At 74.7% G+C, this 22,860-nt stretch carries 22 protein-coding genes; 10 read left to right on the forward strand and 12 right to left on the reverse strand.

What is annotated here, in order from left to right:
- Nucleotides 1-78: 78 nt before the first annotated feature.
- Nucleotides 79-1,239: a glutathione-independent formaldehyde dehydrogenase gene (locus ACZ6W9_RS33390; RefSeq protein ID WP_470121327.1), complete on the forward strand. Its 1,161-nt coding sequence runs from the start codon at nucleotides 79-81 to the stop codon at nucleotides 1,237-1,239.
- Nucleotide 1,240: 1 nt separating this feature from the next.
- Complete coding sequence (locus ACZ6W9_RS33395) at nucleotides 1,241-1,813, forward strand: type 1 glutamine amidotransferase domain-containing protein (RefSeq protein WP_389968530.1); 573 nt, start codon at nucleotides 1,241-1,243, stop codon at nucleotides 1,811-1,813.
- A 281-nt stretch (nucleotides 1,814-2,094) separates the two neighbouring features.
- Here ACZ6W9_RS33395 and ACZ6W9_RS33400 read toward each other — a convergent pair whose 3' ends face one another.
- The 4 genes from ACZ6W9_RS33400 to ACZ6W9_RS33415 all read right to left on the reverse strand — a co-directional run bounded on the left by ACZ6W9_RS33400 (nucleotide 2,095) and on the right by ACZ6W9_RS33415 (nucleotide 5,218).
- Nucleotides 2,095-3,078, reverse strand: a complete 984-nt coding sequence (locus ACZ6W9_RS33400) for a helix-turn-helix transcriptional regulator (RefSeq protein ID WP_470121329.1) — start codon at nucleotides 3,076-3,078, stop codon at nucleotides 2,095-2,097.
- Nucleotides 3,079-3,138: 60 nt separating this feature from the next.
- Nucleotides 3,139-3,480, reverse strand: coding sequence for a TraR/DksA family transcriptional regulator (locus tag ACZ6W9_RS33405; protein ID WP_389968534.1), 342 nt, complete (start codon nucleotides 3,478-3,480; stop codon nucleotides 3,139-3,141).
- Between the two features lie 127 nt (nucleotides 3,481-3,607).
- Complete coding sequence (locus ACZ6W9_RS33410) at nucleotides 3,608-4,414, reverse strand: rod shape-determining protein (RefSeq protein WP_389968536.1); 807 nt, start codon at nucleotides 4,412-4,414, stop codon at nucleotides 3,608-3,610.
- Between the two features lie 414 nt (nucleotides 4,415-4,828).
- The gene (locus ACZ6W9_RS33415; protein ID WP_389968538.1) at nucleotides 4,829-5,218 is read right to left on the reverse strand and encodes a hypothetical protein; all 390 of its coding nucleotides are present in this window, start codon (nucleotides 5,216-5,218) and stop codon (nucleotides 4,829-4,831) included.
- Nucleotides 5,219-5,409: 191 nt separating this feature from the next.
- Here ACZ6W9_RS33415 and ACZ6W9_RS33420 point away from each other — a divergent pair, with 191 nt between their 5' ends.
- The 3 genes from ACZ6W9_RS33420 (at nucleotide 5,410) to ACZ6W9_RS33430 (ending at nucleotide 9,103) form a co-directional block, all read left to right on the forward strand.
- Nucleotides 5,410-5,859, forward strand: a complete 450-nt coding sequence (locus tag ACZ6W9_RS33420; protein WP_470121332.1) for a hypothetical protein — start codon at nucleotides 5,410-5,412, stop codon at nucleotides 5,857-5,859.
- Nucleotides 5,860-5,905: 46 nt separating this feature from the next.
- Nucleotides 5,906-8,218: a protein translocase subunit SecD gene (secD, locus tag ACZ6W9_RS33425; protein WP_470121334.1), complete on the forward strand. Its 2,313-nt coding sequence runs from the start codon at nucleotides 5,906-5,908 to the stop codon at nucleotides 8,216-8,218.
- A gap of 177 nt (nucleotides 8,219-8,395) precedes the next feature.
- A complete protein-coding gene (locus tag ACZ6W9_RS33430; RefSeq protein WP_389968544.1) occupies nucleotides 8,396-9,103 on the forward strand; it encodes an RraA family protein in 708 nt (235 codons plus the stop codon).
- 151 nt (nucleotides 9,104-9,254) lie between these two features.
- Here ACZ6W9_RS33430 and ACZ6W9_RS33435 read toward each other — a convergent pair whose 3' ends face one another.
- Genes ACZ6W9_RS33435 through ACZ6W9_RS33445 form a run of 3 tightly spaced genes read right to left on the reverse strand, consistent with a single transcriptional unit; the run spans nucleotide 9,255 to nucleotide 12,777 of the window.
- The gene (locus ACZ6W9_RS33435; protein ID WP_470121336.1) at nucleotides 9,255-11,546 is read right to left on the reverse strand and encodes an FtsX-like permease family protein; all 2,292 of its coding nucleotides are present in this window, start codon (nucleotides 11,544-11,546) and stop codon (nucleotides 9,255-9,257) included.
- Nucleotides 11,543-12,253, reverse strand: coding sequence for an ABC transporter ATP-binding protein (locus ACZ6W9_RS33440; protein WP_470121338.1), 711 nt, complete (start codon nucleotides 12,251-12,253; stop codon nucleotides 11,543-11,545). The genes ACZ6W9_RS33435 and ACZ6W9_RS33440 overlap by 4 nt, the downstream gene beginning before the upstream one ends.
- Nucleotides 12,250-12,777, reverse strand: coding sequence for a PadR family transcriptional regulator (locus ACZ6W9_RS33445; RefSeq protein WP_389968550.1), 528 nt, complete (start codon nucleotides 12,775-12,777; stop codon nucleotides 12,250-12,252). The genes ACZ6W9_RS33440 and ACZ6W9_RS33445 overlap by 4 nt, the downstream gene beginning before the upstream one ends.
- 281 nt (nucleotides 12,778-13,058) lie before the next feature.
- Here ACZ6W9_RS33445 and ACZ6W9_RS33450 point away from each other — a divergent pair, with 281 nt between their 5' ends.
- Nucleotides 13,059-13,817: a DeoR/GlpR family DNA-binding transcription regulator gene (locus tag ACZ6W9_RS33450; protein WP_389968552.1), complete on the forward strand. Its 759-nt coding sequence runs from the start codon at nucleotides 13,059-13,061 to the stop codon at nucleotides 13,815-13,817.
- A gap of 348 nt (nucleotides 13,818-14,165) precedes the next feature.
- Nucleotides 14,166-15,401, forward strand: coding sequence for an MFS transporter (locus ACZ6W9_RS33455; RefSeq protein WP_389968554.1), 1,236 nt, complete (start codon nucleotides 14,166-14,168; stop codon nucleotides 15,399-15,401).
- A gap of 71 nt (nucleotides 15,402-15,472) precedes the next feature.
- Here the strand turns inward: ACZ6W9_RS33455 and ACZ6W9_RS33460 are convergent, their stop codons facing one another.
- Complete coding sequence (locus ACZ6W9_RS33460) at nucleotides 15,473-16,471, reverse strand: LacI family DNA-binding transcriptional regulator (protein WP_389968556.1); 999 nt, start codon at nucleotides 16,469-16,471, stop codon at nucleotides 15,473-15,475.
- Nucleotides 16,472-16,620: 149 nt separating this feature from the next.
- On the opposite strand from ACZ6W9_RS33460, the gene ACZ6W9_RS33465 reads away from it, so the two are divergent.
- On the forward strand, nucleotides 16,621-17,400 hold the full coding sequence (locus ACZ6W9_RS33465; protein ID WP_470121342.1) for an SDR family NAD(P)-dependent oxidoreductase: 780 nt from the start codon (nucleotides 16,621-16,623) through the stop codon (nucleotides 17,398-17,400).
- 171 nt (nucleotides 17,401-17,571) lie between these two features.
- Here the strand turns inward: ACZ6W9_RS33465 and ACZ6W9_RS33470 are convergent, their stop codons facing one another.
- The 3 genes from ACZ6W9_RS33470 to ACZ6W9_RS33480 all read right to left on the reverse strand — a co-directional run bounded on the left by ACZ6W9_RS33470 (nucleotide 17,572) and on the right by ACZ6W9_RS33480 (nucleotide 19,576).
- Entirely contained in the window at nucleotides 17,572-17,757 is a 186-nt protein-coding gene (locus ACZ6W9_RS33470; RefSeq protein WP_470121344.1) for a DUF418 domain-containing protein, read from the reverse strand.
- 47 nt (nucleotides 17,758-17,804) lie between these two features.
- Nucleotides 17,805-19,196, reverse strand: coding sequence for a CoA transferase (locus ACZ6W9_RS33475; RefSeq protein WP_470121346.1), 1,392 nt, complete (start codon nucleotides 19,194-19,196; stop codon nucleotides 17,805-17,807).
- Nucleotides 19,197-19,441: 245 nt separating this feature from the next.
- Complete coding sequence (locus ACZ6W9_RS33480) at nucleotides 19,442-19,576, reverse strand: hypothetical protein (protein WP_470121348.1); 135 nt, start codon at nucleotides 19,574-19,576, stop codon at nucleotides 19,442-19,444.
- Nucleotides 19,577-20,086: 510 nt separating this feature from the next.
- Here ACZ6W9_RS33480 and ACZ6W9_RS33485 point away from each other — a divergent pair.
- Nucleotides 20,087-20,359: a hypothetical protein gene (locus ACZ6W9_RS33485; RefSeq protein WP_389968564.1), complete on the forward strand. Its 273-nt coding sequence runs from the start codon at nucleotides 20,087-20,089 to the stop codon at nucleotides 20,357-20,359.
- 222 nt (nucleotides 20,360-20,581) lie between these two features.
- Here ACZ6W9_RS33485 and ACZ6W9_RS33490 read toward each other — a convergent pair whose 3' ends face one another.
- Nucleotides 20,582-21,346 carry a TSUP family transporter gene (locus ACZ6W9_RS33490; protein WP_470121350.1) on the reverse strand — a complete coding sequence of 255 codons (765 nt, stop codon included), beginning with the start codon at nucleotides 21,344-21,346 and terminating at the stop codon, nucleotides 20,582-20,584.
- 141 nt (nucleotides 21,347-21,487) lie between these two features.
- Here ACZ6W9_RS33490 and ACZ6W9_RS33495 point away from each other — a divergent pair, with 141 nt between their 5' ends.
- On the forward strand, nucleotides 21,488-22,744 hold the full coding sequence (locus tag ACZ6W9_RS33495) for a histidine kinase (RefSeq protein ID WP_470121352.1): 1,257 nt from the start codon (nucleotides 21,488-21,490) through the stop codon (nucleotides 22,742-22,744).
- The last annotated feature ends 116 nt before the right edge of the window (nucleotides 22,745-22,860 follow it).

The raw sequence follows: 22,860 nt of genomic DNA on the forward strand, positions 1-22,860 counted from the left end.
CAGGGGGTTTTCGGGGGGTATTCGACCCTGAAGGGACCGCCCGGGGGGAAGGGAGGCGCCTGCGACGGGGAGGTGGGCATGAAGGCAGTGGTGTACGAGGGACCACGACAGGTCAGTGTCAAGGATGTGCCGGACGCGCGGATCGAGCGGCCGACCGACGTCCTGGTACGGATCACATCGGCGAACATCTGCGGCTCGGACCTGCACATGTACGAGGGCCGGACCGACTTCGAGCCCGGCCGCTCGTTCGGACACGAGAACCTCGGTCAGGTGATCGAGGTCGGCAACGGGGTCGACAAGGTCCGGGTGGGCGACTGGGTCGTCCTGCCGTTCAACATCGCGTGCGGGCATTGCAAGAACTGCGAGCGTCAGCTGACGAACTACTGCCTGACCGCCCAACCCGAGCCGAAAATGGCCGGCGCCGCGTACGGCTTCGCCGAGATGGGCCCGTACGGCGGCGGACAGGCTGAGCTGTTGCGTGTGCCCTGGGGGGACTTCAACTGCCTACGGCTGGGTGAGGACGCCGAGGAGCGCCAGACCGACTACGTGATGCTCTCCGACATCTTCCCGACCGGCTACCACGCCACCGAGATGGCCGGCGTGAAGCCCGGCGACCAGACGGTCGTCTACGGCGCGGGCCCGGTCGGGCTGATGGCCGCCCTCTCAGCGACCATCAGAGGGGCGAGCAAGGTGATGATCGTCGACCGCCACCCCGACCGGCTGCGACTGGCCGAATCGATCGGCGCGATCGCCATCGACGACTCGAAGGTCGACCCGGTGCAGGCCGTTCTTGACGAGACGATGGGGCTGGGCGCGGACAACGGCTGCGAATGCGTCGGCTATCAGGCGCACGAGCCCGACGGCCGGGAGAAGCCCGATCTGACAATGAACCGGCTGGTCGCCTCGGTACGCTTCACCGGGAAGATCGGCGCCGTCGGCGTCTTCGTGCCCCAGGACCCCGGAGCCGGTGACGAGCTGGCCAAGCAAGGCAAACTCGCCTTCGACTACGGCATGTTCTGGTTCAAGGGCCAGCACATCGGCACCGGCCAGGCCCCGGTCAAGAAGTACAACCGGCAGCTGCGCGACCTGATCGCCGCAGGCAAGGCCGAACCGTCCTTCATCGTCAGCCACGAGCTGCCCCTCGACCGTGCGCCGGAGGCCTACGAGCACTTCGACAAGCGAGACGAGGGCTGGACGAAGGTCGTCCTGCACCCGGCGACGGCGGGGGCGGGTGCTTGACATGGCCGGAGAGCTGAACGGACGCCGGATCGCCATCCTCGCGGCCGACGGGGTGGAGCGAGTGGAGCTGGAGCGGCCGCGGCGAGCGCTGGACGACGCCGGCGCCCGCACCGTCGTGGTGTCCATCACCAGCGGCGAGATCCAGGCGCGCGACCACGACCTCGAGGACGCCGGCACCTTCCCGGTGGACCGGCTGGTCGGCGAGGTGTCGGTCGACGACTACGATGCGCTGCTCCTGCCGGGCGGGACGGTGAACCCGGACAAACTGCGGATGGACCCCGCTGCGGTGCGGTTCGTCCGGGACTTCGTCCAGTCGGGCAAGCCGGTCGCCTCGATCTGCCACGGCCCGTGGAACTTCGTCGAGGCCGACGTCGCGCGGGGCCGCCGGCTGACCTCGTGGCCGAGCGTGCGCACCGACCTGCGCAACGCCGGGGCCGACGTGGTCGACGAGCCGGTCGTCACCGACGGCAACATCACCACGAGCCGGTCGCCCGACGACCTGCCGGTCTTCTGCGAGCGCATCGTGCGGGAGTTCGCCAAAGGGCCGCAGGCCACCGCCACACCCCGGACGTGACCTCGTCGATCACGAACGTGCGTCCGCTGTCATCCCCGCCGGCGGAACCGGTGTCCGTCCACGCACCGCGGTGACGGGGATGACCGCCTCCGCGTCGCCGGCGACGCCGGTCTCAGCGGCGATGACACCGAGGTCGGCACCTCGGCCCTCCGCCACCTGACGGCCGGGGACGTGGTCAGGGGCGGAGTGCCTGAACGGCGGCACCGCCGCCCCGCATGCCCTCTGAGCACCGGAGGGCACACCCCCTCATCGTCGCGGCCGTGATCGGCGCGGGCGACCGCCTAACCGCCCGCCTCGCCGTACAGGGTGACGAGCGCGGCGGCCGTCTCGGCCATCAGGGCCCGCAGCTCCGGCGGCTCCAGCACCTCCACGTCGGTGCCCAGGCGCAGCAGCGTCCAGCGGGCGTGCCGGACCGACTCGATCGGCAGGCGCACCACCGTCCAGCCCCGCTCGTCCGGCTCTCCCGCTCCGCCCAGCGCGACGTCGGCGGCGTCGTCGCCGACGGTGTAGCGCAGCAGGCCCTCAAGTCCCGGCGCCACCCGCACCACCGCCTCGGCGGTGTACATCCGGCGGCGGAAGTCGGCGGCGTAACGCTCCCAGTGGGAGGCCAGGTCGAACCCGGCGGGCCGTTCGAACCGCCCGGCGAGCACCTCGGCGCTGACGATCCGCGACACCCGGTAGGTGCGCGGCTCTCCCCCGTCCACGGCGGCCACCATGTACCACGTCCCGCCCTTCAGGACCAGCCCGTACGGCTCGGCCACCCGCTCGACGTCGCGCGGCCCCCAGCGGCGGTAGGTCATCCGCAGCGGCCGCTGGTCCCACACCGCCTCGGAGACCTCCGCCAGGAACGGCGCCTCGTCGGCGCCGTTGTACCAGCCGGGCACGTCGAGGTGGAAGCGCTCACGCATCCGGGCGGCGTGCGAGCGCGGCTCCGGCGGCAGCGCCGCCAGCAGCTTCAGCTCGGCGTTGGCGGCCACCTCCCCCAGCCCCAGCTGGGTGGCGGGGCCGGGCAGCGCGGCCAGGAACAGCGAGGAGGCCTCCTCGGCGGTCAGGCCGTTGAGACGGGTGCGGTAGCCGTCCAGCAGCCGGTATCCGCCGGCCGGGCCGCGGTCGGAGTACACCGGCACCCCGGCCGACGACAGCGCCTCCACGTCCCGGTAGACGGTCCGGACCGACACCTCCAGCTCCCGGGCCAGCTCGGTGGCCGTCAGCCGTCCCCGGGTCTGCAGAAGCAGCAGCAGTGACAGCAGACGGCTCGCTCGCATGACCACATTGTTCCTCCTCCCGCGGCCACTCCGTGCGAGCCGTCTGGCTGCGCGGAGCCGTCAGGCGGCCTCGTGCACGCGCTGGCAGGAGATGCAGTAACGGGCCAGCGGCCGGATCTCGAGCCGCTCGAACGGGATGCCCGCCTCACAGTGGGCGCAGCGGCCGTAGGTGCCGTCCGTCAGCCGCTCCAGGGCCCGGGTGAGCTCGGCGACGGCGCGGTCGGCGGCGGTCAGGGAGGCCACCAGCTCCTGCCAGGTGCCGTCGGCGCCGGCACTGTCTTGCGCCTCGGCCCGCAGGCCGAGCACCTGCTGGGTGCGCCGCTCCAGCTGCTCCCGCAGGTCCCGGCGGAGCGCCTGCAGCTGGACGCCACTGAGGTGAGAGGTCTGGCCGATGTCGGTCATGGTGAGAGTTCCTTCCTGGTGACGCTGATGACAATGGGTACCGAGGCGATCGGCCACCGCGGACGGCGCCGATCGGGATGAGGGGGCTCGGAGGAGCCCTGGACGAGGGGGCGGGCGCCGAGGCGGCTCAGCGGCCGCCGGCGGTGGCCCGGGCCTCCAGGTCCGGCCGCAGGCACAGGCTCACCAGGCCGCGGATCGTGGCGTGCCCGGGTTCGGGCGCGGCGCCGACCGGCACCCGCAGCGCGGCGCGCAGGCGCTCCAGCAGCGGTGCCTGCCGGGCGCCTCCGCCGGTGACGACCAGCCCCGCCGGGCGCGGCCGGCCGGGCAGCCGGCGCAGCAGGCCCGCCGTCATGCCGACGACGCCGTCCAGCGCGTACAGCGGCAGGCCGGTGCCGGTCGTGGCGCTCAGCTGGAGGACGGCGGCGTCGGTGATGACCCCTCCGTCGATGACGACGGCCTCGGCCAGGCCCGCCCCCACGTCCAGCAGCAGGCACGGCCGGGGACCGGCGATGTCCAGCCCGGCGCCGACGGCCGCGGCCAGCGGCCCCTCCACCAGCGTGGCCTCGCACCCGGCGACCTCGGCGACCGCGGTGCCGACCGCCCGCCGGTCATCCGGCGTCGCCGTCACCGGCACGCCGGCCAGCACCCGCTCCGGCGGCCAGGCGCCCGACCAGCGGGCCTCCAGCAGCACCAGCCGAACCAGCCGCAGGTAGGCCGCGGGGTCGGCGACCACGCCGTGCCGCAGGGGCCGCACCGGGCCCGGGACGCCGGACGGGCCGCCGGTGATCGCCGACGGCCGGTCGGCGACGGCGCATCCGCCCGACGACATCGAGCGGGTGCGCGCGGTGCCCACGTCGAGCGCCACGAAGCCCCGGCGGGCCGGGGGCTGTTCGAGGTGCCGCGGATGGGTGTGGATCGATCTGACATCGGCCATGGCGGTGATCGCTCCTAGCGTGTGACCGAAAGCAGGCTCGCCCCGCTCACGGCGGGGTCACGGCGGAGTCCCGGTGCCGCGGCAGGCGGGCGTGGGGATCCGGCGCGCACGGCGCCGGAGCCCCGCGGCGCGGACGGCCGGAGGACACCGGAGGGACGGAAGACGGCGCCAGGTCCCGTCCCGCGGTTCCTCGCCGCGCACCGGCCGTACCGCCTCCCCACGGGGCGAAGGCGGCGCAGGGCGGCGAAGGCGCGGCCCGGACGCGCGTCCCACAGGACGGAGACGCGTTCCCGGACGCACCCTCAGGGCGAACCGGCGGATGACGGCGGCCGCGGCCGGCGGGACCGGCCGGAGCGGCGGGCGGAACGGCCCGCCAGGGCGGAACCCGGGCGGAGCGGCCCGCGAGGACGGGACCTAGATCGAGGAGACGCCGGCCGGCGGGCTGCGCGACCCCGCGGTGCGGTGCGCGAACTGCTGCGGATCACGGATCGCGTCCGTGTCCGGGCCCGGCGACGACGGCAGCGCCAGATGGGCGGCGTCCTCCTGCCGCTCGCCGCGCGACGGCCACAGCGACGGCACGTGGTGCTCACGGACCCCGGCGGCCTGCGGCGGCAGGCTCGCCGGCGCGTCGTCCCACGTGCCCGGACCCCACACCGGGCCGGACGAGGGCGCCGCCGGGTGGGCGTGCTTCCCGGCGCTCCAGGCGCCGGGCGAGCCGGACAGCAGCAGGGACAGCAGAACCAGGCCCATCACGGCGACAGCCGCGACGGACCCTCCCGCTGCGCTGCGCCACGGCCCGGTCATGAGGCCGACCATAGCCCAGACGCTGCGAAAAGGCATGTCCATTCGTCCCGGCCCCGTTCCGGTTCGGCTCCGTTCCCGTTCCCGGCCCTGTTCCGGCGCCGCCCCCGCCGCGGACCGCCGGCGCGGGCGGGGTCGCGCCGGGGTACGGTGGCCGCAACACCCCCCCTTTTTCCCGCCGATCAGGAGGAGACGTGCGCAGCAGAGTGCCCGCCGTCCTGCTCCTGCTGTTTTCGGCGTTCGTGCTCCTGCCGCCCGCCGTTGACGCCCACCCCACCGGCGTGGCTCCCGCGGCCTGGTGGAGCGGCCCGGCCGTCCAGGCCGTGGCGGGCCAGGCCGCCCGCGGCGGGCCGGGCCCGGCTCTGACACGCCCGGCCGCCCATATCCGGCCGGATCAGGCCGCCCAGGCCGTTCAGCCTGTGGCCGATCCGACCGTCCACGCCGGGACGGACCCGGTCCTGCCGCGCCTGCACCCCGCCCGCGGCACACCCGCCGCGCCGGCGCATCCGGCCGTCCTGCCGCCCGTCTGGGAACCGGACGGCGCCCTTCGACCGGCCGGCGCCGCGGCCGGCCACGCTCCGGCGGCTCCGCAGCCGCGCCCGCGCCGGGCCCCGGCCCGCGCACCCCCCTCCACGACGCGCTGACGTCCTTTCCCCTCGACAGTCCGTCGACAGCCCGTGGAGGCTTCCCATGTCACGTGCGCCCCTGTGGCGCGCGGTGGCGGCGTTCGTCATCGTCGCCACCGCCGCATTACTCACCGTCACCGCATCGCCACGCCTGGGCCTGGACCTGCGCGGTGGCACCCAGCTGGTCTTCGAGACCCGCGACTCCCCCACCGCCAAGGCCGACGCCGAGGCCACCGACCGCGCCCTGGACGTGCTGCGCCGCCGCGCCGACGCGCTCGGCGTGGTCGATCCCACCCTGGTCCGCTCCGGCGAGCGGCGGATCATCGTCGAACTGCCCGGCGTGCTCGACCCGCGCCAGGCCGCCCAGGTCATCGGCAGGACGGCGCAGCTCACCTTCCACCCGGTGCTCGGCCAGGCCGACCCCGCCACCGACCCCGCCACCGGCCCCGCCCCCGGCTCCGGCTCCGGCGCCGCTTCCGGAGACGACCCCGGTGCGGCCAGAGCCGGGCAGGTCCTGGCCGACGAGTCCGGGCGGCGGCTGCGGCTCGGCCCCGTCGCGATCACCGGGGACGGGGTGAGCGACGCCGCCGCCCGCAACGACCCCCAGCAGGGACCGGCCTGGTTCGTCACCGTCGACTTCCGCGACGCCGCCGCCTGGCAGCGGCTGACCGGCGACGCCGCCTGCCACGACCCGGGCGACGATCGGCGCCGGGTCGCGATCGTGCTGGACAAGGAGATCATCTCCTCACCCCAGGTGGACACGTCCGTGCCCTGCCGTACCGGCATCCCGGGCGGGTCCACGCAGATCACCGGTTCCTTCACCCACCAGCAGGCGCAGGACCTGGCGGTGCTCGTCAAGGGCGGCGCCCTGCCCGTCCCCCTCGCACTGATCGAGCAGCGGACCGTCGGCCCCACCCTCGGCGCCGAGGCCATCGAGGCCAGCGCCGAAGCGGCCGTCGCCGGGGTCCTGCTCACCGCGTTGTTCGTCGTCGCCGTCTACCGGCTGTCGGGGTTGCTGGCCGCCGTCGCGCTCGCCGCCTACGGTCTCATCTCCTACGCCGCGCTGCTGGCGTTCGGCGCGACGCTCACGCTGCCCGGCCTGGCCGGGTTCGTGCTGGCCATCGGCATGGCGGTGGACGCGAACGTGCTGGTGTTCGAACGGGCCCGCGAGGAGTACGGCCGCGCACCCGGGCGGGGCCTGCGCGCGGCCCTGGACGCGGGCTTCAGGAACGCCTGGAGCGCCATCGCCGACTCCAACATCACCACACTGCTGGCCGCCGGACTGCTGTTCTGGCTGGCCTCCGGGCCGGTGCGCGGTTTCGGCGTCACCCTGGCCATCGGCGTGCTCGCCTCGCTGGTCTCGGCGATGCTCATCACCCGCGTCCTGGCCCACTCGCTCGTCGGCAGGGTCGGGCCCCGGCTGTCGGGGCTGGCCACGCAGGGACGCGTCCGGACCTGGATCGCCGAACGCGAACCACGCCTCATGTCCCGCGGCAGGCGCTGGCTGGCCCTGGCCGCCGCCGGACTGGTCCTGGCCGTCAGCGGGCCGGTCCTGCACGGCCTGAACTTCGGCGTCGAGTTCACCGGCGGCCGGCTCGTCGAGTTCACCGCCGCCGCACCGGTGAGCGCCGAGACGGCCCGGCGGTCCGTGGCCGAAGCCGGGCACCCCGCGGCGGTCGTGCACGCCTCCGGCGCCACGGTCTCCGTACGCGCCGGGCAGATCAGCGCCGACGACGTGGCCCGCATCAAACGGTCACTGGACCGCGACCTCGGCGAGGTGACCAAGCAGCGCGACGAGCTCATCGGCCCGAGCCTGGGCGAGGAACTGCGCCGCAACGCGCTCGTCGCGCTCGCCGTGGCGCTGGCGGCCCAGCTGCTGTACCTGGCGGTCAGGTTCCGCTGGACGTTCGGCACCGCCGCGGTCCTCGCCCTTGTCGTGGACACCGCCGCCGTCGTCGGAGTCTTCGCCTGGCTGGGCAAACCCGTCGACGGAGTGTTCCTGGCCGCCATGCTCACCGTCGTCGGCTACTCGATCAACGACAAGGTGGTGGTCTTCGACCGGGTCAGGGAGCTGTGGCAGGCGCGGCGCGGGGACCGCTTCGCCGACGTCGTCAACGCCGCGATCCTGCAGACCGTCCCGCGTACGGTCAACACCGGGCTCGGCGCCCTGTTCATCCTCGTCGCGCTGGCCGTCCTCGGTGGCGACACCCTGCGTGACTTCGCCCTCGCGCTCATCATCGGCATCGTGGCCGGCACGGCGTCGTCGTCGTTCGTCGCCGGGCCGCTGGCGATCGAGCTGGAGCGGTTCAGCTCGCAGCCGCCGCCCGAGCCGCCCCGGCCGCGTGCCCGCCGGGAGGGCAACGGAGCCGTGGTGTAGGGAGGAGGACCGCGGAACGGCCGGGGGCGGGCTCGTTGATCCCGGCCCCCGGCCGTGCCAGTCTCGGTGGCGACGGCATCAGGCGGCGGCGCGCCGGGTGACGCCACGGTGGGCGGCACGGCAGGCGTCCGGCGCGGCGGGCGGCGGCGCGGCGGGCGGCGGAAGGGGAGCACGGCCATGGACCACCAGGAGCTTCACAAGCGGTTCACCGCTCTGACCACCGCCCACCTGGCGGACGCGTGCATCCGCGCCGGCGTCCCGGTGCGGTGCGCGCCCGCCGCCCTGCGCGCGGTGACACCCGGCGACCGCCTGGCCGGGCGGGTGGCCCCCGCCCGGCACGCCGGCAGCGTCGACGTCTTCCTGGAGGCGTTCGAGCGGGCCGCGCCGGGCGACGTGCTGGTGGCCGACAACGGCGGCCGCCTCGACGAGGCGTGCGTCGGCGACCTGGTGGTCCTGGAGGCCCGCGCCGCCGGGCTGGGCGGGATCGTGATCTGGGGGCTGCACCGCGACACCGCCGACATCCAGCGGATCGGGCTGCCCGTCTTCAGCCTGGGAGCCCTGCCCACCGGGCCGCTGCGCCTGGACGAACGCCCCCCGGGCGCCCTGGAGTCGGCGGACGTGGGCGAGTGGACGGTGGGCCCCGGCGACCTGGTCCTGGGCGACGACGACGGCGTGCTGTTCGTCCCGGCCGGACGCGCCGGGGAACTCCTCACCCTGGCCGAGGCGATCCGCGACACCGAGCGGCGTCAGGCCGACCGGATCCGCGGCGGAGACACCCTGCGCGATCAGGTGCGCTTCGGCGCCTTCCTCGCCGGGCGGCGGCAGAACCCCTCGCTGACCTTCCGCGACCATCTACGGGCCGTGGGCGGCGCCATCGAGGAATGACCGCGGACGCCGCCCGCCGGGCTCGGGGCCGGGACGCCGCCGTAGCGCTGGGCCTGTCCCGGCGCGGGCGCCGCCGTCAGGAGGGCGCCGGCCAGGGCCGCCACGAGGAGCGCGGACAGCCGCCTGACACGCATCATCATCATCGGGGGTCCTATTCGAAGCGGGCGCCCTCGGGCGCGGTCACACGCCTGAGCAGCGGCAGACCGGCGAGGATCACCAGCAGGGCGGCCAGCAGCCCGCCGCCGACGGTCAGGAAGTAGGCGGGGCCGGGCAACGCCGCCGGCGCGCTCCTGATCCTCAGCAGGTCGATCACCGGCCCGGCCACGCCGAGGCCCGCCCCCGCCGCCACCAGCGCGGCCAGCACCATGGGCGCCGCGGTCTCCAGCAGCACCACGCCGGACAGGGTCCGCATCGGCGTGCCGCACAGCCGCAGCAGCGTGAAGGGCCGCCTGCGCTCCACCACGCCTCCGGCGACCGCGACCAGCAGGCCGCAGCCCGCCACCAGCAGGGTCAGCGCGACGATGGCCAGTGCCACCCGTTCGGCCTGGTCCAGCAGCACCGCGCGCGCCTGGGCGACCTCGGCGAACGTCAGCGGCGTCTCGGCGCTGCCCGAGCGGGCGACGTACGGGGCCAGCAGCGTGCGGATCCGCTCGCGGACGGCCGGGTCGTCCACGCGGACCAGCACCGCCGCCAGGGACAGGCCGGCCGGGCCGGAGGCGGGGCTCGCAGCGGGACTGGAGGCGTCCACGATCGGCAGGTTGCGGCCGACGCTGAGCATGTTGTCACTGGTCAGCAGCCGGTTGAAGTCGGCCGCCACCGTGCGGGCGCCCGGGGCGCAGCGGCCGAGCGCCGGGAAACCGGCCAGGGCGTCGCACGCGACCACCTGCCCGAGCATGAAGTCGGGCCGGCAGCCGGGGCCCGGGTCGCACGGCGGGGGTCCGCCGGGCGGGGCCGGCTGCCCGGTCCTGCGGTGGATCGGCAGCACGGTGACCCCGGGGTGGGCGCGGAGCCCGGCGAGCAGCTCGTCCGCCGTGCCGGGCGGCAGCGGCCGGCCCGGAGCGGCGTCGGCGTACCCGAACGACACCCGCAGGACCTCGTTCAGCGTGCCGCCGCCCGCCGTCTCCTGGCCCGAGACGACGGCGGGGACGATGCCGGCGACGGCCGTGCCGATGAAGACCGCCAGCACGATCCCGTTCACCGGCCGGAAGGCCGCCTTCGGGTCGGCCGCCAGCCGCTGCGCGGCCAGCAGCGTCGCCGCGCCGGGGGTGAGGCGGGCGGCCAGCCGCGCGGCCAGCATCGTCAGCCAGGGCCCGGCCGCCACGAGACCGGCCATGACCAGCACCAGGCCGGCGTCGGCGAGCACCGCGTCCGGATCACCGCCCCCGAACGCCGGGCCCGCCAGCAGTCCCAGCCCCACCGGCAGCGGCAGCACCCGCCACCAGCCCGGAGCCGGCGCCCGCACCCTGCGCGCCACGCCGAGCGGCGTGATCCGCACCCGGCGCAGCGACCACAGCGCGGCGCCCGCGGCGGCGAGCGGCACACCCGCGACCACGGCGGCGTACTGGAGCGCGGTGGGCGCGACCGTGTCGGGGAAGAAACGCGAGCCGGTGACGGCGACGCCGGCCAGGGCGGGCCGTACCGCCTGGAAGACCGCGATGCCGGCGAGCGCGCCCAGCAGCGCGCCGAGGGCCGCATCCACCGAGGCGATCACGCTGATCTGCCGCGCGGTGGCGCCGGCCAGCCTGATCGCGGCGAACCGCGCCTCGCGGCGGGCGGCGGCCAGGCGCGTGGCCGTGCCGACGAGGACGAGCAGCGGGAAGACCAGACCGATCGCGGCGATGCCGAAGCCGTGCCCGTACAGGGCGGCGGTGTCGTCGGCGGCCGGGGCGGCGGCGACGTCGGCGGCGTCGACTGCCATGGTGCCGGCCATCGCGGCCAGCTCGGCGGGGGTCCGGCCGACGACGGCGACCAGGTCGTCCGGGCCGGACAGCGCCGCCCGCCCGACGAGGCCGGCGCGGACGCCCGGGAAGCGGTCGGCGAGCTGCTCGCGCGGCACCGCGTCCATCAGCTCGGCGAGCGCGGGCGAGACGTGGTAGCGCCCCGCGGCCGGCGGCGCGGAGAGACCGGGAACGCCCGGCGCGGGCGCCCGCGCGTCGAGGACGGCGACGTCGAGCCGCTTGATCGGGCGGCCGGCGTAGGAATCCCGGCGGTGGTTCCACAGCACGGCGCCGGGGGTGGCGCCCAGTGCCCGGCCGCCCGGCGCCGATCCGGTCGTGCACTCCCAGCACGGCCGGTCCGCGGTGGCCCGGAAGGCGTTGAACAGCGCCACCGTGGACAGCAGCACCGTCACCCCCATCGCGACGGCGGCGCCGACGAGCACCAGCCGGACGGCCGCCTCCCGGCCTCCGCGCAGCGACAGCCGCAGGCCCAGCCGGAGCGTCATCGCAGGACCCCGCTCGCGTAGGGGTCGGTGACCCTGCCGTCGCGCACCATGACCTCCCGGTCGGCGCAGGCGGCGACGCGGGCGTCGTGCGTCACCACGATCACGGTCGTGCCCTCCTGGCGGGCCAGGCCGACGAGCAGCTCCATGACCTTCTCGCCGGTGAGCGAGTCGAGCGCTCCGGTGGGCTCGTCGGCGAAGACCACCTTGGGCCGCGTCACCAGCGCCCTGGCGATCGCCACCCGCTGTGCCTGTCCGCCGGACAGCTCGCCGGTGCGCCGCCCGCGCAGGCCGTCCAGCTCCAGCCGCTCCAGCCAGTCGTCCGCCCGCCGGTAGGCCCGCCTGCGCCCGGCCCTGCCGAGCAGCAGCGGCAGGGCGACGTTGTCGGCCACCGTGAGCTCCGGCACCAGCTGGCCGAACTGGAAGACGAAGCCGAACGCCGTACGGCGCAGCTCCGACCGCCGGGCGTCGCTCAGGGTGTCCAGCCGCCGCCCGTCGAACCAGACCTCGCCCGCGTCGGGGGTGAAGATGCCGGCCAGGCAGTGCAGCAGCGTGGACTTGCCGGACCCGCTCGGCCCCATGATCGCCAGGATCTCCCCCGCCGTCACCGACAGGCTCGCCTCGCGCAGCGCCGGCGTCCGGCCGTAGGAGCGGCCGACGGAGCGGGCCTCCAGCAGCGGGCCCGGCACGGGAAGGGCGTCGACGGTCATGCGCCGCGCACCGTCTCCGCCAGCGCGCCCAGCCGGGCCGCGGTCACGTCGATCCAGCGCAGGTCGGCCTCCAGATGGAACATGGCGTGGTCGGCCAGCAGGGCGTCCACGAGGGCGCCGCCGCGTTTGATCTCCGACAGCTCGCGCATGCGCCGCATGTGCGTGGCGCGCTGGACGTCGAGGAAACCCTGCGCGTCGTGGCCCAGCATCAGCGCCAGCACGACCTTCGTGAACAGCACCGTCTGCAGGAACGGCTCCGCCGCCGCCGGCTCGGCCAGCCACTCCTCCACCTCCCGCCTGCCCAGCGGGGTGATGGCGTAGCGCTTGCGGTCGGGGCCGTCGCCGGGCTCGCTCTCGCCGGCCGCGACCTTTCCGTCCCTGGCCAGGCGGCCGAGCGTCGAGTAGACCTGCCCGAAGGGAAGCGGCCTGCCCCTGCCGAAGTAGGTGTCGTAGTCGCGTTTCAGGTCGTACCCGTAGCTGGGCTCACGATCCAGGAGGCCCAGCAGCGTCAAGGGGACTGTCATGACGATCACTATATACCGAGGGTATATACGCGGCGCATACGACGATTCGTGATCCCGGGCCGCCGATCGGACGAGACGGCGTTTCGACATTCCCGACAGCTGACCGTTATCCATTAGCCAGCCACTGGAGAGCAGGGTGCGGGACACCGCGCCGGCCACGCCCGCGCATCCGGCCCTCGCGGCCCGCCGGCCCGTGGCACAGACCCTCAGCGCCGAACCGACCTGACCGGACTCACCCCACCGGCTTGCGGAACGAACACACATCATGTTCAAATGAACCCGTGGAGAGTTCAGAGCGTCTGCGCGCCATCATGTCCGAACTACGCGCCCACGACACCGTCTCGGTGGCGGAACTCGCCGCCGAACACGCCGTCTCGGAGATGACCATCCGCCGCGACCTCGACGAACTCGCCCAGCAAGGAGTGGTCAGACGCGTCCGCGGCGGCGCCATCAGCCTCCTGCTCCGCGGCGAGGAACCCCCCTTCGGCGTACGCGAACGCGAAGCGACCGACATCAAACGCCGCATCGCCGCCGAAGTCGCCACCCTCCTCGCCGACGGCGAAGCCGTCCTCCTCGACGGCGGCACCACCAACCTGGAGGTCGCCCGCGCCATCCGCGACCGCCGCCTCACCGTCCTGCCCCTCTCCCTGCAGTCCGCCGACGAACTCGCCACCGCACCACGCATCCGCCTCGTCCTCCCCGGCGGCGAGGTACGGCCCGGCGAACTCAACTTCTCCGGCCCCCTCACCGAGACCTCCATCCGATCCCTGCGCTTCGACACCGCGATCATCGGCTGCTGCGGCCTGTCCGCCGAACACGGCCTTACCGCCCACGACCTGTCCGACGTCGCCGTGAAACGAGCCGCCATGGACTCCGCCCGGCGCGTCGTCATCGCCACCGACTCCGGCAAGTTCACCCGCACCGCCTTCGGCGCCGTCTGCCCCCTCGACCGCCTCGACATCGTCATCACCGACACCGCCATCCCCCCGGGCGAACACGACGCCCTCACCGCCGCCGGTGTCACCGTCCGCACCGTCTGACCGGAGCACCCAGCCCTTGCCCCGGCCGAACCCCCTCCCCTCGTGGCGCACCGGGGCCACGCATGCCTCCCGGCCCGGCCCCGCCCCGATCGGCGGCCTCTCCGAAGCCGTCAGCCCTCCCACACCGGCCACCGCGCCGGGCGGGCCGCCGGAGGCCGCCGGCGCAACCCCGCCTCTGATCATCTCTTGTTGCCTATTATTTTTGTCCTTTTTGTCTATTTCTTTCAGAACGCCCGCCTTTACGAAGTAGATCACTAAGATTGCGTCAGAGGCCCCCTTCCAACGCCTCCCGCACCGGCCCCCTCCCCGCTCCCCGCACGCACCTGCTCCACCGTGATCGGAAAGCCGATGCCCGCTACCGCCCCTCCCACCGCACCCACCCGCCAGGCACGTCTGGCCCGTGCCGCCGTCGCGGCGCTGTTCCTCACCAACGGCGCCGTCTTCTTCAACATCGTCCCGCGCTATCCGCAGATCAAGGCCGACCTCGGCGTCAGCAACGCCGTCTTCGGCACCGCGGTGGCCGGCTCCCCGATCGGCGCGCTGCTGGCGGGGCTGCTCGCCGGCGCCGCGATCCGCCGCTTCGGCTCCGCCCGCACGGCGGCCTTCGGCATCGTCATCACCGCCCTCGTGACCCTGGCCGTCCCCTTCGTGCCGAACTGGGTGGCCTTCGGCGGCGTGCTGTTCTTCGTGGGCGCGCTCGACGCGATCGTGGACGTCGCACAGAACGCCCACGGCCTGCGCGTGCAACGGCTCTACCGGCGCTCCATCCTCAACTCGCTGCACGGCCTGTGGAGCGTCGGCGCCGTGCTGGGCGGCCTGATGGGCTCGGCCGCCGCGGGACTCCGTCTGCCCCTGGCGATCCACCTCGGCATCTCCGCGGCGCTGCTCAGCCTCGTGGCCGTCGTCGCCCACCGCTTCCTGCTGCCGGGCCCGGAAGACGCCGAGCGCTCCGGCGCCCTGGAGCCGGCCGCGGCCGGCGACCACACGGCCGGGTCCGCCCGGCGCGCGGACCGGCGCTCGTTCACCGGCCCGGCGGTGCGGATGCTCGCCGTACTCGGCGTGCTGGCCGCGTGCGGCGCGTTGGCCGAGGACGCCGGCGCGTCCTGGGGCGCCCTCTTCCTCACCGGCCTGCACGCCGACGCCGCCACCGCCGGTCTGGCCGTCGTGGCCTTCCAGACCGCCATGACCATCGGCCGCCTGTCCGGCGACCGCGTGGTGGACCGCTTCGGGCAACGCGCGGTGACCCGCGCGGGAGGCGCCCTGGCCGCCGCCGGCATGGGCGCGGCACTGGCCCTGCCCTCCGTCCCGGCGGCGCTGGCCGGCTTCGCCCTCGCCGGACTCGGCGTCGCCACCCTCGTCCCGGCCACCATGCACACCGCCGACGAACTGCCCGGCCTGCCGCCGGGCACCGGCCTGACCATCGTCAGCTGGCTTCTGCGTGGCGGCTTCCTGCTGTCCCCTCTGCTCGTCGGAGCCGTCGCCGACCTCGTCGGCCTGCGCGTCGGCCTGCTGTCGGTCGTCCTGGCCGGCCTCCTCACCATCGTCTTCGCCCGTGTCCTGGCCGACCACCGCTCTTCGGCCTGATCCCCGGACCGGCCGCGAGACACCGTCCCGGCGTCCCCGAGGCGATGCGGAAGGCATTCTCCCCACGGGGGTCAGGTCGTGGTGCGGGCGATCAGTTCCAGCCCGAGGACCACGTCCCTGGCAGCGGTGCGACGACCCAGCTGCTGGATCAGGCGTTCCATGGCGGCCCGGCCGGACTCCTCCAGCGGCTGGCGAACGGTGGTGAGACCCATGATCTCGGCCGGTTCGCCGTCGTCGAAGCCGACCACGGCGACACTCCCGGGCACGTCCAGGCCGAGATCGCGGGCCGCCCGCAGGACCGCGGCGGCGAGGACGTCGTCGGAGGCGAACACCGCCGTCGGACGATCCTCGCGAGCCAGCAGGTCCCGGGCCGCGGCCAGGGCCTCCCCGGCCCGGTGACACACCAGGCGCACGTCGCCCTCACCGACGACGTGACCGGCCTCGGCGAGCGCGGCACGATATCCACCGAGCCTGAGCCGCGACGGCGAGACGTATCGATCGGACCGCTGGTCCTCGCCGAGGAAGCCGAACCGGCGATGACCACGGCCGAGCAGGTGCCCGGCGGCCAGGCGGCCCCCGTCGGCGTCGTCGGTGCGGACCGAGTCGAAACCGGGATGACGCACGTCCACCAGGACCGCGGGCAGCCGCAGGGCGGCGAGCCGATCGGCCACCGCGTCGTCCAGGGGGAGGCTGACCACGATGAGGCCGTCCAGCCGTCCGGTGACGGGCAGGCTCGCCAGCAGCGGGGAGGTGTTTTCGGCGGCCGACTCCTGGTCGAACAGGACGACTTCCAGCGGCCTGTCACCGACGGCGCGCAGGACGCCGCGGAGCCGGCGGGCCACGGACGGATAGGAGGTGTAGGGCGCGATCACGCCGACGCGGCCGACACCGCGTCGTGCCTTGGCCACCGCGTCCGGCTTGGGAGTGAATCCGAGCGCGTCCACGGCGGCGAGCACCTTGCGGCGGGTCCGCTCGCTGACAGCGCCGGGCGAGTTGAGGACCCGGGACACCGTCGAGATGCTGACGCCCGCCCGGGTGGCCACGTCGTAGATGGTCGGCGGGCCGCTCACACCGTCCTCCTCGCATCCGTCACATCCGATCCCCAAGGGGATCCTATCGCGGAAGTGCTTTCATGAAAGCACTTGACGGAATGAGGGCGAATCCCGTTGCCTGAAACGGCGGCCCGGCGAAGGGAGGCCGCCGTCGCACAGGGAGAGACATGAACCGTTCGTACGTGGTGACGGGCGCGGGCCGGGGAATCGGCCGGGCGGTGGCCGAGCGGCTCGCCGCCGCCGGGGATCCGGTCGTGGTGATCGAGCAGGACCCCGCCGCCCTGGCGTGGACCACGGCCCACCCGCTCGGCGACCGGCTGATCGGCCTTGCGGGCGACGCCGCCGACGAGCGCGTCACGGAACGGGCCGCCGACACCGCGGAAGCCGCGGCACCGCTGGCGGGCTGGGTCAACAACGCCGCCGTCTTCCGGGACGCCTCGGTGCACTCGGCCACCACCCGGCGGATCCTGGACCTGATCGCGGCGAACCTGGAGACCGCCATGACCGGCTGCGCCACCGCGGTCCGCCGCTTCCTCGCCGCCGCCACGCCCGGCGCGATCGTCAACGTCTCCTCCCACCAGGCACGCCAGGCGGTCCCGGGCTCGCTGCCGTACGTGACCGCCAAGGCGGCCATCGAGGGGATGACCCGCGCCCTGGCGGTCGAGTACGGCCCGCGCGGCATCCGCGTGAACGCGGTGGCGCCAGGCTCCGTGCGCACCGAGCGCTACACCGGCTTCCTGGCGTCCCAGGAGCCGGAGGCCGCCGCCCGCGTCGAGGAGCAGATGGCCGCCGTGCACCCCCTGGGCCGCGTCGCCGAGGCGAACGAGATCGCCACCGCCGTCGCCTACCTGCTGTCGCCGGAGGCCGGGTTCATCACCGGTGCCACCGTCCCGGTCGACGGCGGCCGGACCGTCCTGGCCCACGACCCGGAGACGAGAAGCCTCTGACGACCGACGACGCCGCTCTCCGCCGGCCCCCGCGGGAGCACGGGACGGGTTGCGGGAACGCAGGACGGCCCGCGAGGGCACGAGGCGGAACCGGGAGGCGCGGCGGATGAGCGCCAGGCGGACACGACCCGGTGGCGGGGACGCGGAGGTGTGAGGCGCGGCGGACGGCGGTCAGGACGCGCGGAGCAGAGCCGGACGGCGGGCCCAGGCGGCCCAGCGCCAGAGCCACTCGAGCGGACCCTGACGACACCGCCGCAACCACAGGACGGACCACAGCCACTGCACGGCGAGGACGGCCCCGACGATCGCCGCCACCATCGTCTCCGGCCAGTGGTCCGGCACTCCCCCTGGGCCCAAAGCACGATCCGCACCGCGCCCGGCCGTACTTCCGGCCGGTTCCCGGCCTACCCGGAGGAGGTCGCTCCGCCCCGCTCCCCCGCCTCGCCCCGCCACACGGGAGGATCCGTGCCCCACAGGGTCGGCGGGCCGCTCCACGTCCGGGGCGCGCCCTCGTAGCGGATCGGTGGCAGGGCATGACGCAGCGGCCCGTACGGCGAGGCGGTCTCCGCCAGCCAGGGCCCCGGGTCGTAGCCGCCGCCCTCGACCGGCGCGGGACGGACACCGTGCAGCAACCAGGAGGCGGTGCCCGCGAGGGAGAGCCGAAGCCGGCGGCCGCGGCCGGTGAGCTGCCGGTCGCTCAGCGCCCGCAGGACCGCAGCGGCCAGCAGATATCCGGTCCCGTGATCCAGCGCCTGCGCGGGCAGCGCGCCGGGACGGCCGTCGGCCCCCGCCTCGATCACGGCGATACCGCTCGCCGCCTGGACCAGGCTGTCGAAACCGCGCCGCGCCGCCCACGGCCCCGACCAGCCCCAGGCGCACAACCGGGCGACGATCAGGCCGGGACGCCGGGCGAGGAGCGCGTCGAGACCCAGGGCCTCCAGCGCGCCGGGCCGGTAACCGAGGACCACGACGTCGGCCGAGTCGAGAAGATCGGCGAAGACGCGGCGGTCCCCGCCGTCGGACAGGTCCAGCCGCGTCGAGCGCTTGCCCATCCCGGTGTCGGCGTGGGCGTCCGCGCCCTCCGACAGCCGGGGGCAGTCGACGCGGAGCACGTCGGCGCCCAGGAGGGCGAGGGTGCGCGTCGCGACGGGACCGGCGATGACCCGGGTCAGGTCCAGGACCCGCACCCCGGCGGCCGGCAACGGCGCCGGCGCCAGGGCTCGCGGGCGGCCCTCCCCGGCGGGCCGGGTCTCGACCAGGGGACGCGCCGCCCCGCCGGGAGGCGCCACGGCCACGGCCAGGCCACCGGCCTCGTAGACGGTCTCCTGGATCCACCGGGCCGGGCGCAGCGCCAGTTCGTCCGCGAGCACCCCCGCCAGCGCCCGGTCGTCTCCCGTGTCACCGATGCCCAGGGCGTCCAGCAACCGGGAGCGATGGTGCGGGTAGTTGGCGTGGGTGCGCACCCAGCCGTCGGCCGCGCGCCAGAAACCGGAGAGCGGCGCGAAGGCCACCGGGGCCCGGCCGTCGATCCGCAGGTGGCGTTCGCTGACGAACGCCGTGGCCACCGCCGCCTCCCACACCCGTACGGCCGGCACCGGCACCGCGTTGCGCCGCGCCAGCAGTTCCGCGGCCGCCAGCGAGCACACGCCCACGCTCGCCCGGGCCAGCTCCCGCACCGGCAGCCGGGCCGGCAGGACGTCGCCCGCCCCCTCGTACGAAACCCCCTCGGCCAGTTCCACCGGCCCTTCCAGAGCGGCCCAGGCGTGGACGGTCGCCGCGTCGTCTCCATGCGTCACCCGGCCAAGTCTGTCCCATCGCCGGCGACTCGCCCACGGTTCGCCCACGGAAAAGATCTGCGCGAACCTCTCATGTCATCCCTCCGAAAGGACCGGTCATGACACTCGGCATGGTGCTCGGCGACTTCTCCTCCCGCGCTTCGACGCAGGAGCGGTAGCCCCCTGCCCTGACACCCCCCATGCCACGGCACGGGCCGTTTCTCCCGCTCCTCGTCGAAGTGCTCTTCGTGTCCCCGCACGTTCGATCACGAGGAGTACGTGGTGTCCACGATCCGCTGGACCGAGACGAACACCCCCTGTTCCGCCCACTGGCATTCCGAGAGCGCGGCTCCACCGCCCCGCCGGGTCATCAGCGCCGACGACCGTACGAAAGCCGACACCGCCTACCGGCTGGCATGTGAAGGCACCGGCCTGCTGTGGCGGGGTGACTTCCACGACGCGCGGCGGCTGCTTCAGGCGATGAGCCGCCGGATCGACCGGAAACCTCACCGGCGAGGCGACAGCCCGGCGGAGTCCTTCCACCTGTACCGCCGTGCCCGCGGCCACCGTGCCCGCGTGCCGGGCAGGCTCCTGGTCCTGCTGGAGGGCGACCACCGCCTGAACCTGCGCAGAGCCCCCGATGTACGCCGGGCCTGCACCGAAGCGTACGGCCCGCCGTCCGAGCCGACGGCCGTCTCGCTCACCGAACTGCTGGGCGTGATCGGAGCACATCAGTGGCGCATGAAAGGCGTGGAGGCACCGGCCCTCCACGCCCGCATCCACCCGCACTACGGCGTGTTCTCTCCCGTCAGGGGGAATACGTCGACCTCGTCGCACACGCGCCGCTCCCCGCACCGGCGGACCGCCACGCGGACCGCCGCACCGCGTTCGACCTCGGCACCGGAACGGGAGTGCTCGCCGCCGTCCTGGCCCGCCGGGGCATCGACCGCGTCGTGGCCACGGACATCAGCCCGCGCGCCCTGGCCTGCGCACACGAGAACGTCCGCCGGCTGCGCCTCACCGGGCGCATCGACATCGTGGGCCCCGCCCTCTTCCCCGACGGGCGCGCGGTGGACAGGATCGACACCGGGCCGCGGCATCCACGGGCGAGGGACACCACCGATCCCCTCCACGCCGCCCGAGCCGCGGAAGTCACCTCGCTCTGGCGTCTCACCGGCGGATGACGTCCGGTATCGGCCGGTGCCGGAAGGAGTGGACTCGTGACCCCGTCGATCGCCTCCGGATGAGAAGGAAGGCGCTTCCGCGTGTTCTCCGGCGTCTCGTGCCGTGATCCGGTCATCGGCGCCGCTGGCCTTGTCCTGGCCTCACCTTCTCCGGTGAGGCCAGGATCCTCTTGTGTCTGCTGTTTGAACCGACCAGCCTGCTTTACTATGTAGATCAAAATGTCAGGCGACGAACTGCTCGTAGCCGAGTTTCGCCACCATGGCGCACACCACGCACAGCAGCACGATCCGCACGAACCCCGAGCCGCGGCGCAGCGCCATCCGGGCTCCGACCTGGGCACCGGCGATGTTGCAGACGGCCATTCCCAGCCCCAGCAGCCACAGCACATGCCCCTGGGAGGCGAAGACGATCAGCGCCCCGACGTTGGTGCAGGAGTTGATGATCTTCGAATGCGCCGAGCCGTGCACGAAGTCCATGCCGAGGACCGTGGTGAAGGCGATGATCAGGAAGGTGCCGGTGCCGGGCCCGAGGATGCCGTCGTAGAAGGCGACCGCCACGCCGGTGACGGCGACCGCGGCCAGCGTCCTGGCACGGGTGCCCAGGTGGGGGCGGGAGTGGGAGCCGAATGCCGGGCGGAGGGTGACGAACAGCGCCACACACAGCAGGGCCGCCATGACCAGCGGGGTGAGCGCGTCCTTGGAGATCGCCGACGCCGACGCCGCGCCGAGACCGGCGAACACGACCGCGGCCAGACCGGCGGGCACCGCCACCCTGCGGTCGATCTTCGTGGTGCGGGCATAGGTGACCGCGGCGGAGGAGGTGCCGAAGACGGCCGCGAGCTTGTTCGTGGCCAGCGCCTGGACCGGCGAGACCCCGGCGACGATCAGCGCGGGCAGTTGCAGCAGCCCTCCCCCGCCGACGACGGCGTCGATCCATCCCGCCCCGGCCGCGGCCGTCAGCAACAGGACGATCTCCACCGTGCTCATCCCGAAATCCCCCGGACCATCGCCATCCGCCGTCAGCTCGGCAGAGCGTACCGAACCGCCTCCGGGTGTCCCCCGCCCGGGGGACGGGCTCCCCTCCCGGCGGGAGGGCGTCCGCTCCGGGGAGTTGGGAGGATCGGGAGCGTGAGACGCATCCTGGCGCCACTCGCCGACCGGACCACCTACCTCCGCTGGACGTGCCTGATCCTGGGCGGCGCGCTGGCCATGCCGTACATGATGGTCGGGACGATCCTCGCGGCCCTGACGGGGGCGCTGGAGGCGCGGGCGTACCCGCTGGTGAGCATAGACCCGCTGGTCTTCGCGGCCGTGCTCCCCCTGATCGGGACGACCGGGCTGTTCCTGCCGGTGCGCGCGCTGGAACTGACGGCCGCGCGGGGCCTGCTGGGCGCCCGCGTCGATCCGGCCCCGCACCGGCCGGGGCGTACCTGGGCCGAGAGGCGGCGCACCGCGGCCTGGTTCACCCTGCACCTGGGGGCCGGCGCGGTGATGGCGGGGGCGACGCTCGCCCTGGTGCCGTTCGCCGTCTGGCTGATCCTGCTGCCGGTGTTCGGCGACCCGCTGGGATTCCTGGGCGGCCACCTGGCACCCGGATGGGACTCCGCCTGGGGGCCGGCCGCCGGGGTGGCGACACTGGTGCTGCTGGTCCACGCGGTGTCGGGAACCGGGGCGCTGCTGGCCCGGCTCGCCCCCGTGCTGCTGGGCCCCTCCCCCGCCGACCGGCTGGCCGCGACGGAGGAGCGCGCCCGGCGGCTGGCCGTCCGCAACCGGCTCGCCCGCGAGCTGCACGACTCGGTCGGGCACGCGCTCAGCGTGGTGACCGTCCAGGCCGGCGCGGCCGGGCTGCTGCTGGAACGCGACCCGGAGGCGGCGCGGGCCGCGCTGGACGCCGTCGAGGAGTCGGCCCGGGCGGCACTGGAGGACCTCGACCACGTGCTGGGGGTGCTGCGCGAGGAGGCGGGCGGCGACCGCGTCCCCGCGCGGACCCTCGCCGACCTGCCGGAACTGCTCCGCTCCACCGGAGCCGCCGCCGAGATCGACGGCGACCTCGCGGCGCTGCCCGCCCTGGTGTCCCGCGAGGCGTACCGGATGGCCCAGGAGGCGCTGACCAACGCGATCCGGCACGGCGCGGGGGCGGTACGGCTGGCGGTCGCCGTACGGGACGACCGCCTGGAGCTGAGCGTGCGCAACCGGCTCCGTGCCCCGGCGTCACACGCGGGCGCGCACGGCCGCGGTCACGGTGATGAGCGCGGCGGGGGCGGGCGGGGGCTGGCCGGGATGCGGGAGCGGGCGGCCCTGCTGGGCGGCGCCGTGGAGGCCGGCGCCACCGGGGAGGAGTGGCGGGTGACCGCACGGTTGCCGCTGCGCGGCGAGCATCCGTAGCGGCGGGCCGTACCCGGCCGGGCGGTGGAGATCCCGTACGGCGGAGCGGGCCGTACAGCGGGATGCTCAGCACGTCGTTGACGCCACCGGCCGTTCCGACGCCGCTCAAGCCCCCT

It is taken from the genome of Streptosporangium sp. NPDC053982 (assembly GCF_055585205.1).

What these genes read in the sequence shown, in the direction of transcription:
- ACZ6W9_RS33430 (WP_389968544.1), top strand. Translation starts at nt 8,396, where the DNA reads ATGGACCACCAGGAGCTTCACAAGCGGTTCACCGCTCTGACCACCGCC.
- ACZ6W9_RS33490 (WP_470121350.1), bottom strand. Translation starts at nt 21,346, where the DNA reads ATGAGCACGGTGGAGATCGTCCTGTTGCTGACGGCCGCGGCCGGGGCG.
- ACZ6W9_RS33405 (WP_389968534.1), bottom strand. Translation starts at nt 3,480, where the DNA reads ATGACCGACATCGGCCAGACCTCTCACCTCAGTGGCGTCCAGCTGCAG.
- ACZ6W9_RS33455 (WP_389968554.1), top strand. Translation starts at nt 14,166, where the DNA reads ATGCCCGCTACCGCCCCTCCCACCGCACCCACCCGCCAGGCACGTCTG.
- ACZ6W9_RS33400 (WP_470121329.1), bottom strand. Translation starts at nt 3,078, where the DNA reads ATGCGAGCGAGCCGTCTGCTGTCACTGCTGCTGCTTCTGCAGACCCGG.
- ACZ6W9_RS33415 (WP_389968538.1), bottom strand. Translation starts at nt 5,218, where the DNA reads ATGACCGGGCCGTGGCGCAGCGCAGCGGGAGGGTCCGTCGCGGCTGTC.
- ACZ6W9_RS33395 (WP_389968530.1), top strand. Translation starts at nt 1,241, where the DNA reads ATGGCCGGAGAGCTGAACGGACGCCGGATCGCCATCCTCGCGGCCGAC.
- ACZ6W9_RS33390 (WP_470121327.1), top strand. Translation starts at nt 79, where the DNA reads ATGAAGGCAGTGGTGTACGAGGGACCACGACAGGTCAGTGTCAAGGAT.
- secD (WP_470121334.1), top strand. Translation starts at nt 5,906, where the DNA reads ATGTCACGTGCGCCCCTGTGGCGCGCGGTGGCGGCGTTCGTCATCGTC.
- ACZ6W9_RS33465 (WP_470121342.1), top strand. Translation starts at nt 16,621, where the DNA reads ATGAACCGTTCGTACGTGGTGACGGGCGCGGGCCGGGGAATCGGCCGG.
- ACZ6W9_RS33410 (WP_389968536.1), bottom strand. Translation starts at nt 4,414, where the DNA reads ATGGCCGATGTCAGATCGATCCACACCCATCCGCGGCACCTCGAACAG.
- ACZ6W9_RS33445 (WP_389968550.1), bottom strand. Translation starts at nt 12,777, where the DNA reads ATGACAGTCCCCTTGACGCTGCTGGGCCTCCTGGATCGTGAGCCCAGC.
- ACZ6W9_RS33435 (WP_470121336.1), bottom strand. Translation starts at nt 11,546, where the DNA reads ATGACGCTCCGGCTGGGCCTGCGGCTGTCGCTGCGCGGAGGCCGGGAG.
- ACZ6W9_RS33440 (WP_470121338.1), bottom strand. Translation starts at nt 12,253, where the DNA reads ATGACCGTCGACGCCCTTCCCGTGCCGGGCCCGCTGCTGGAGGCCCGC.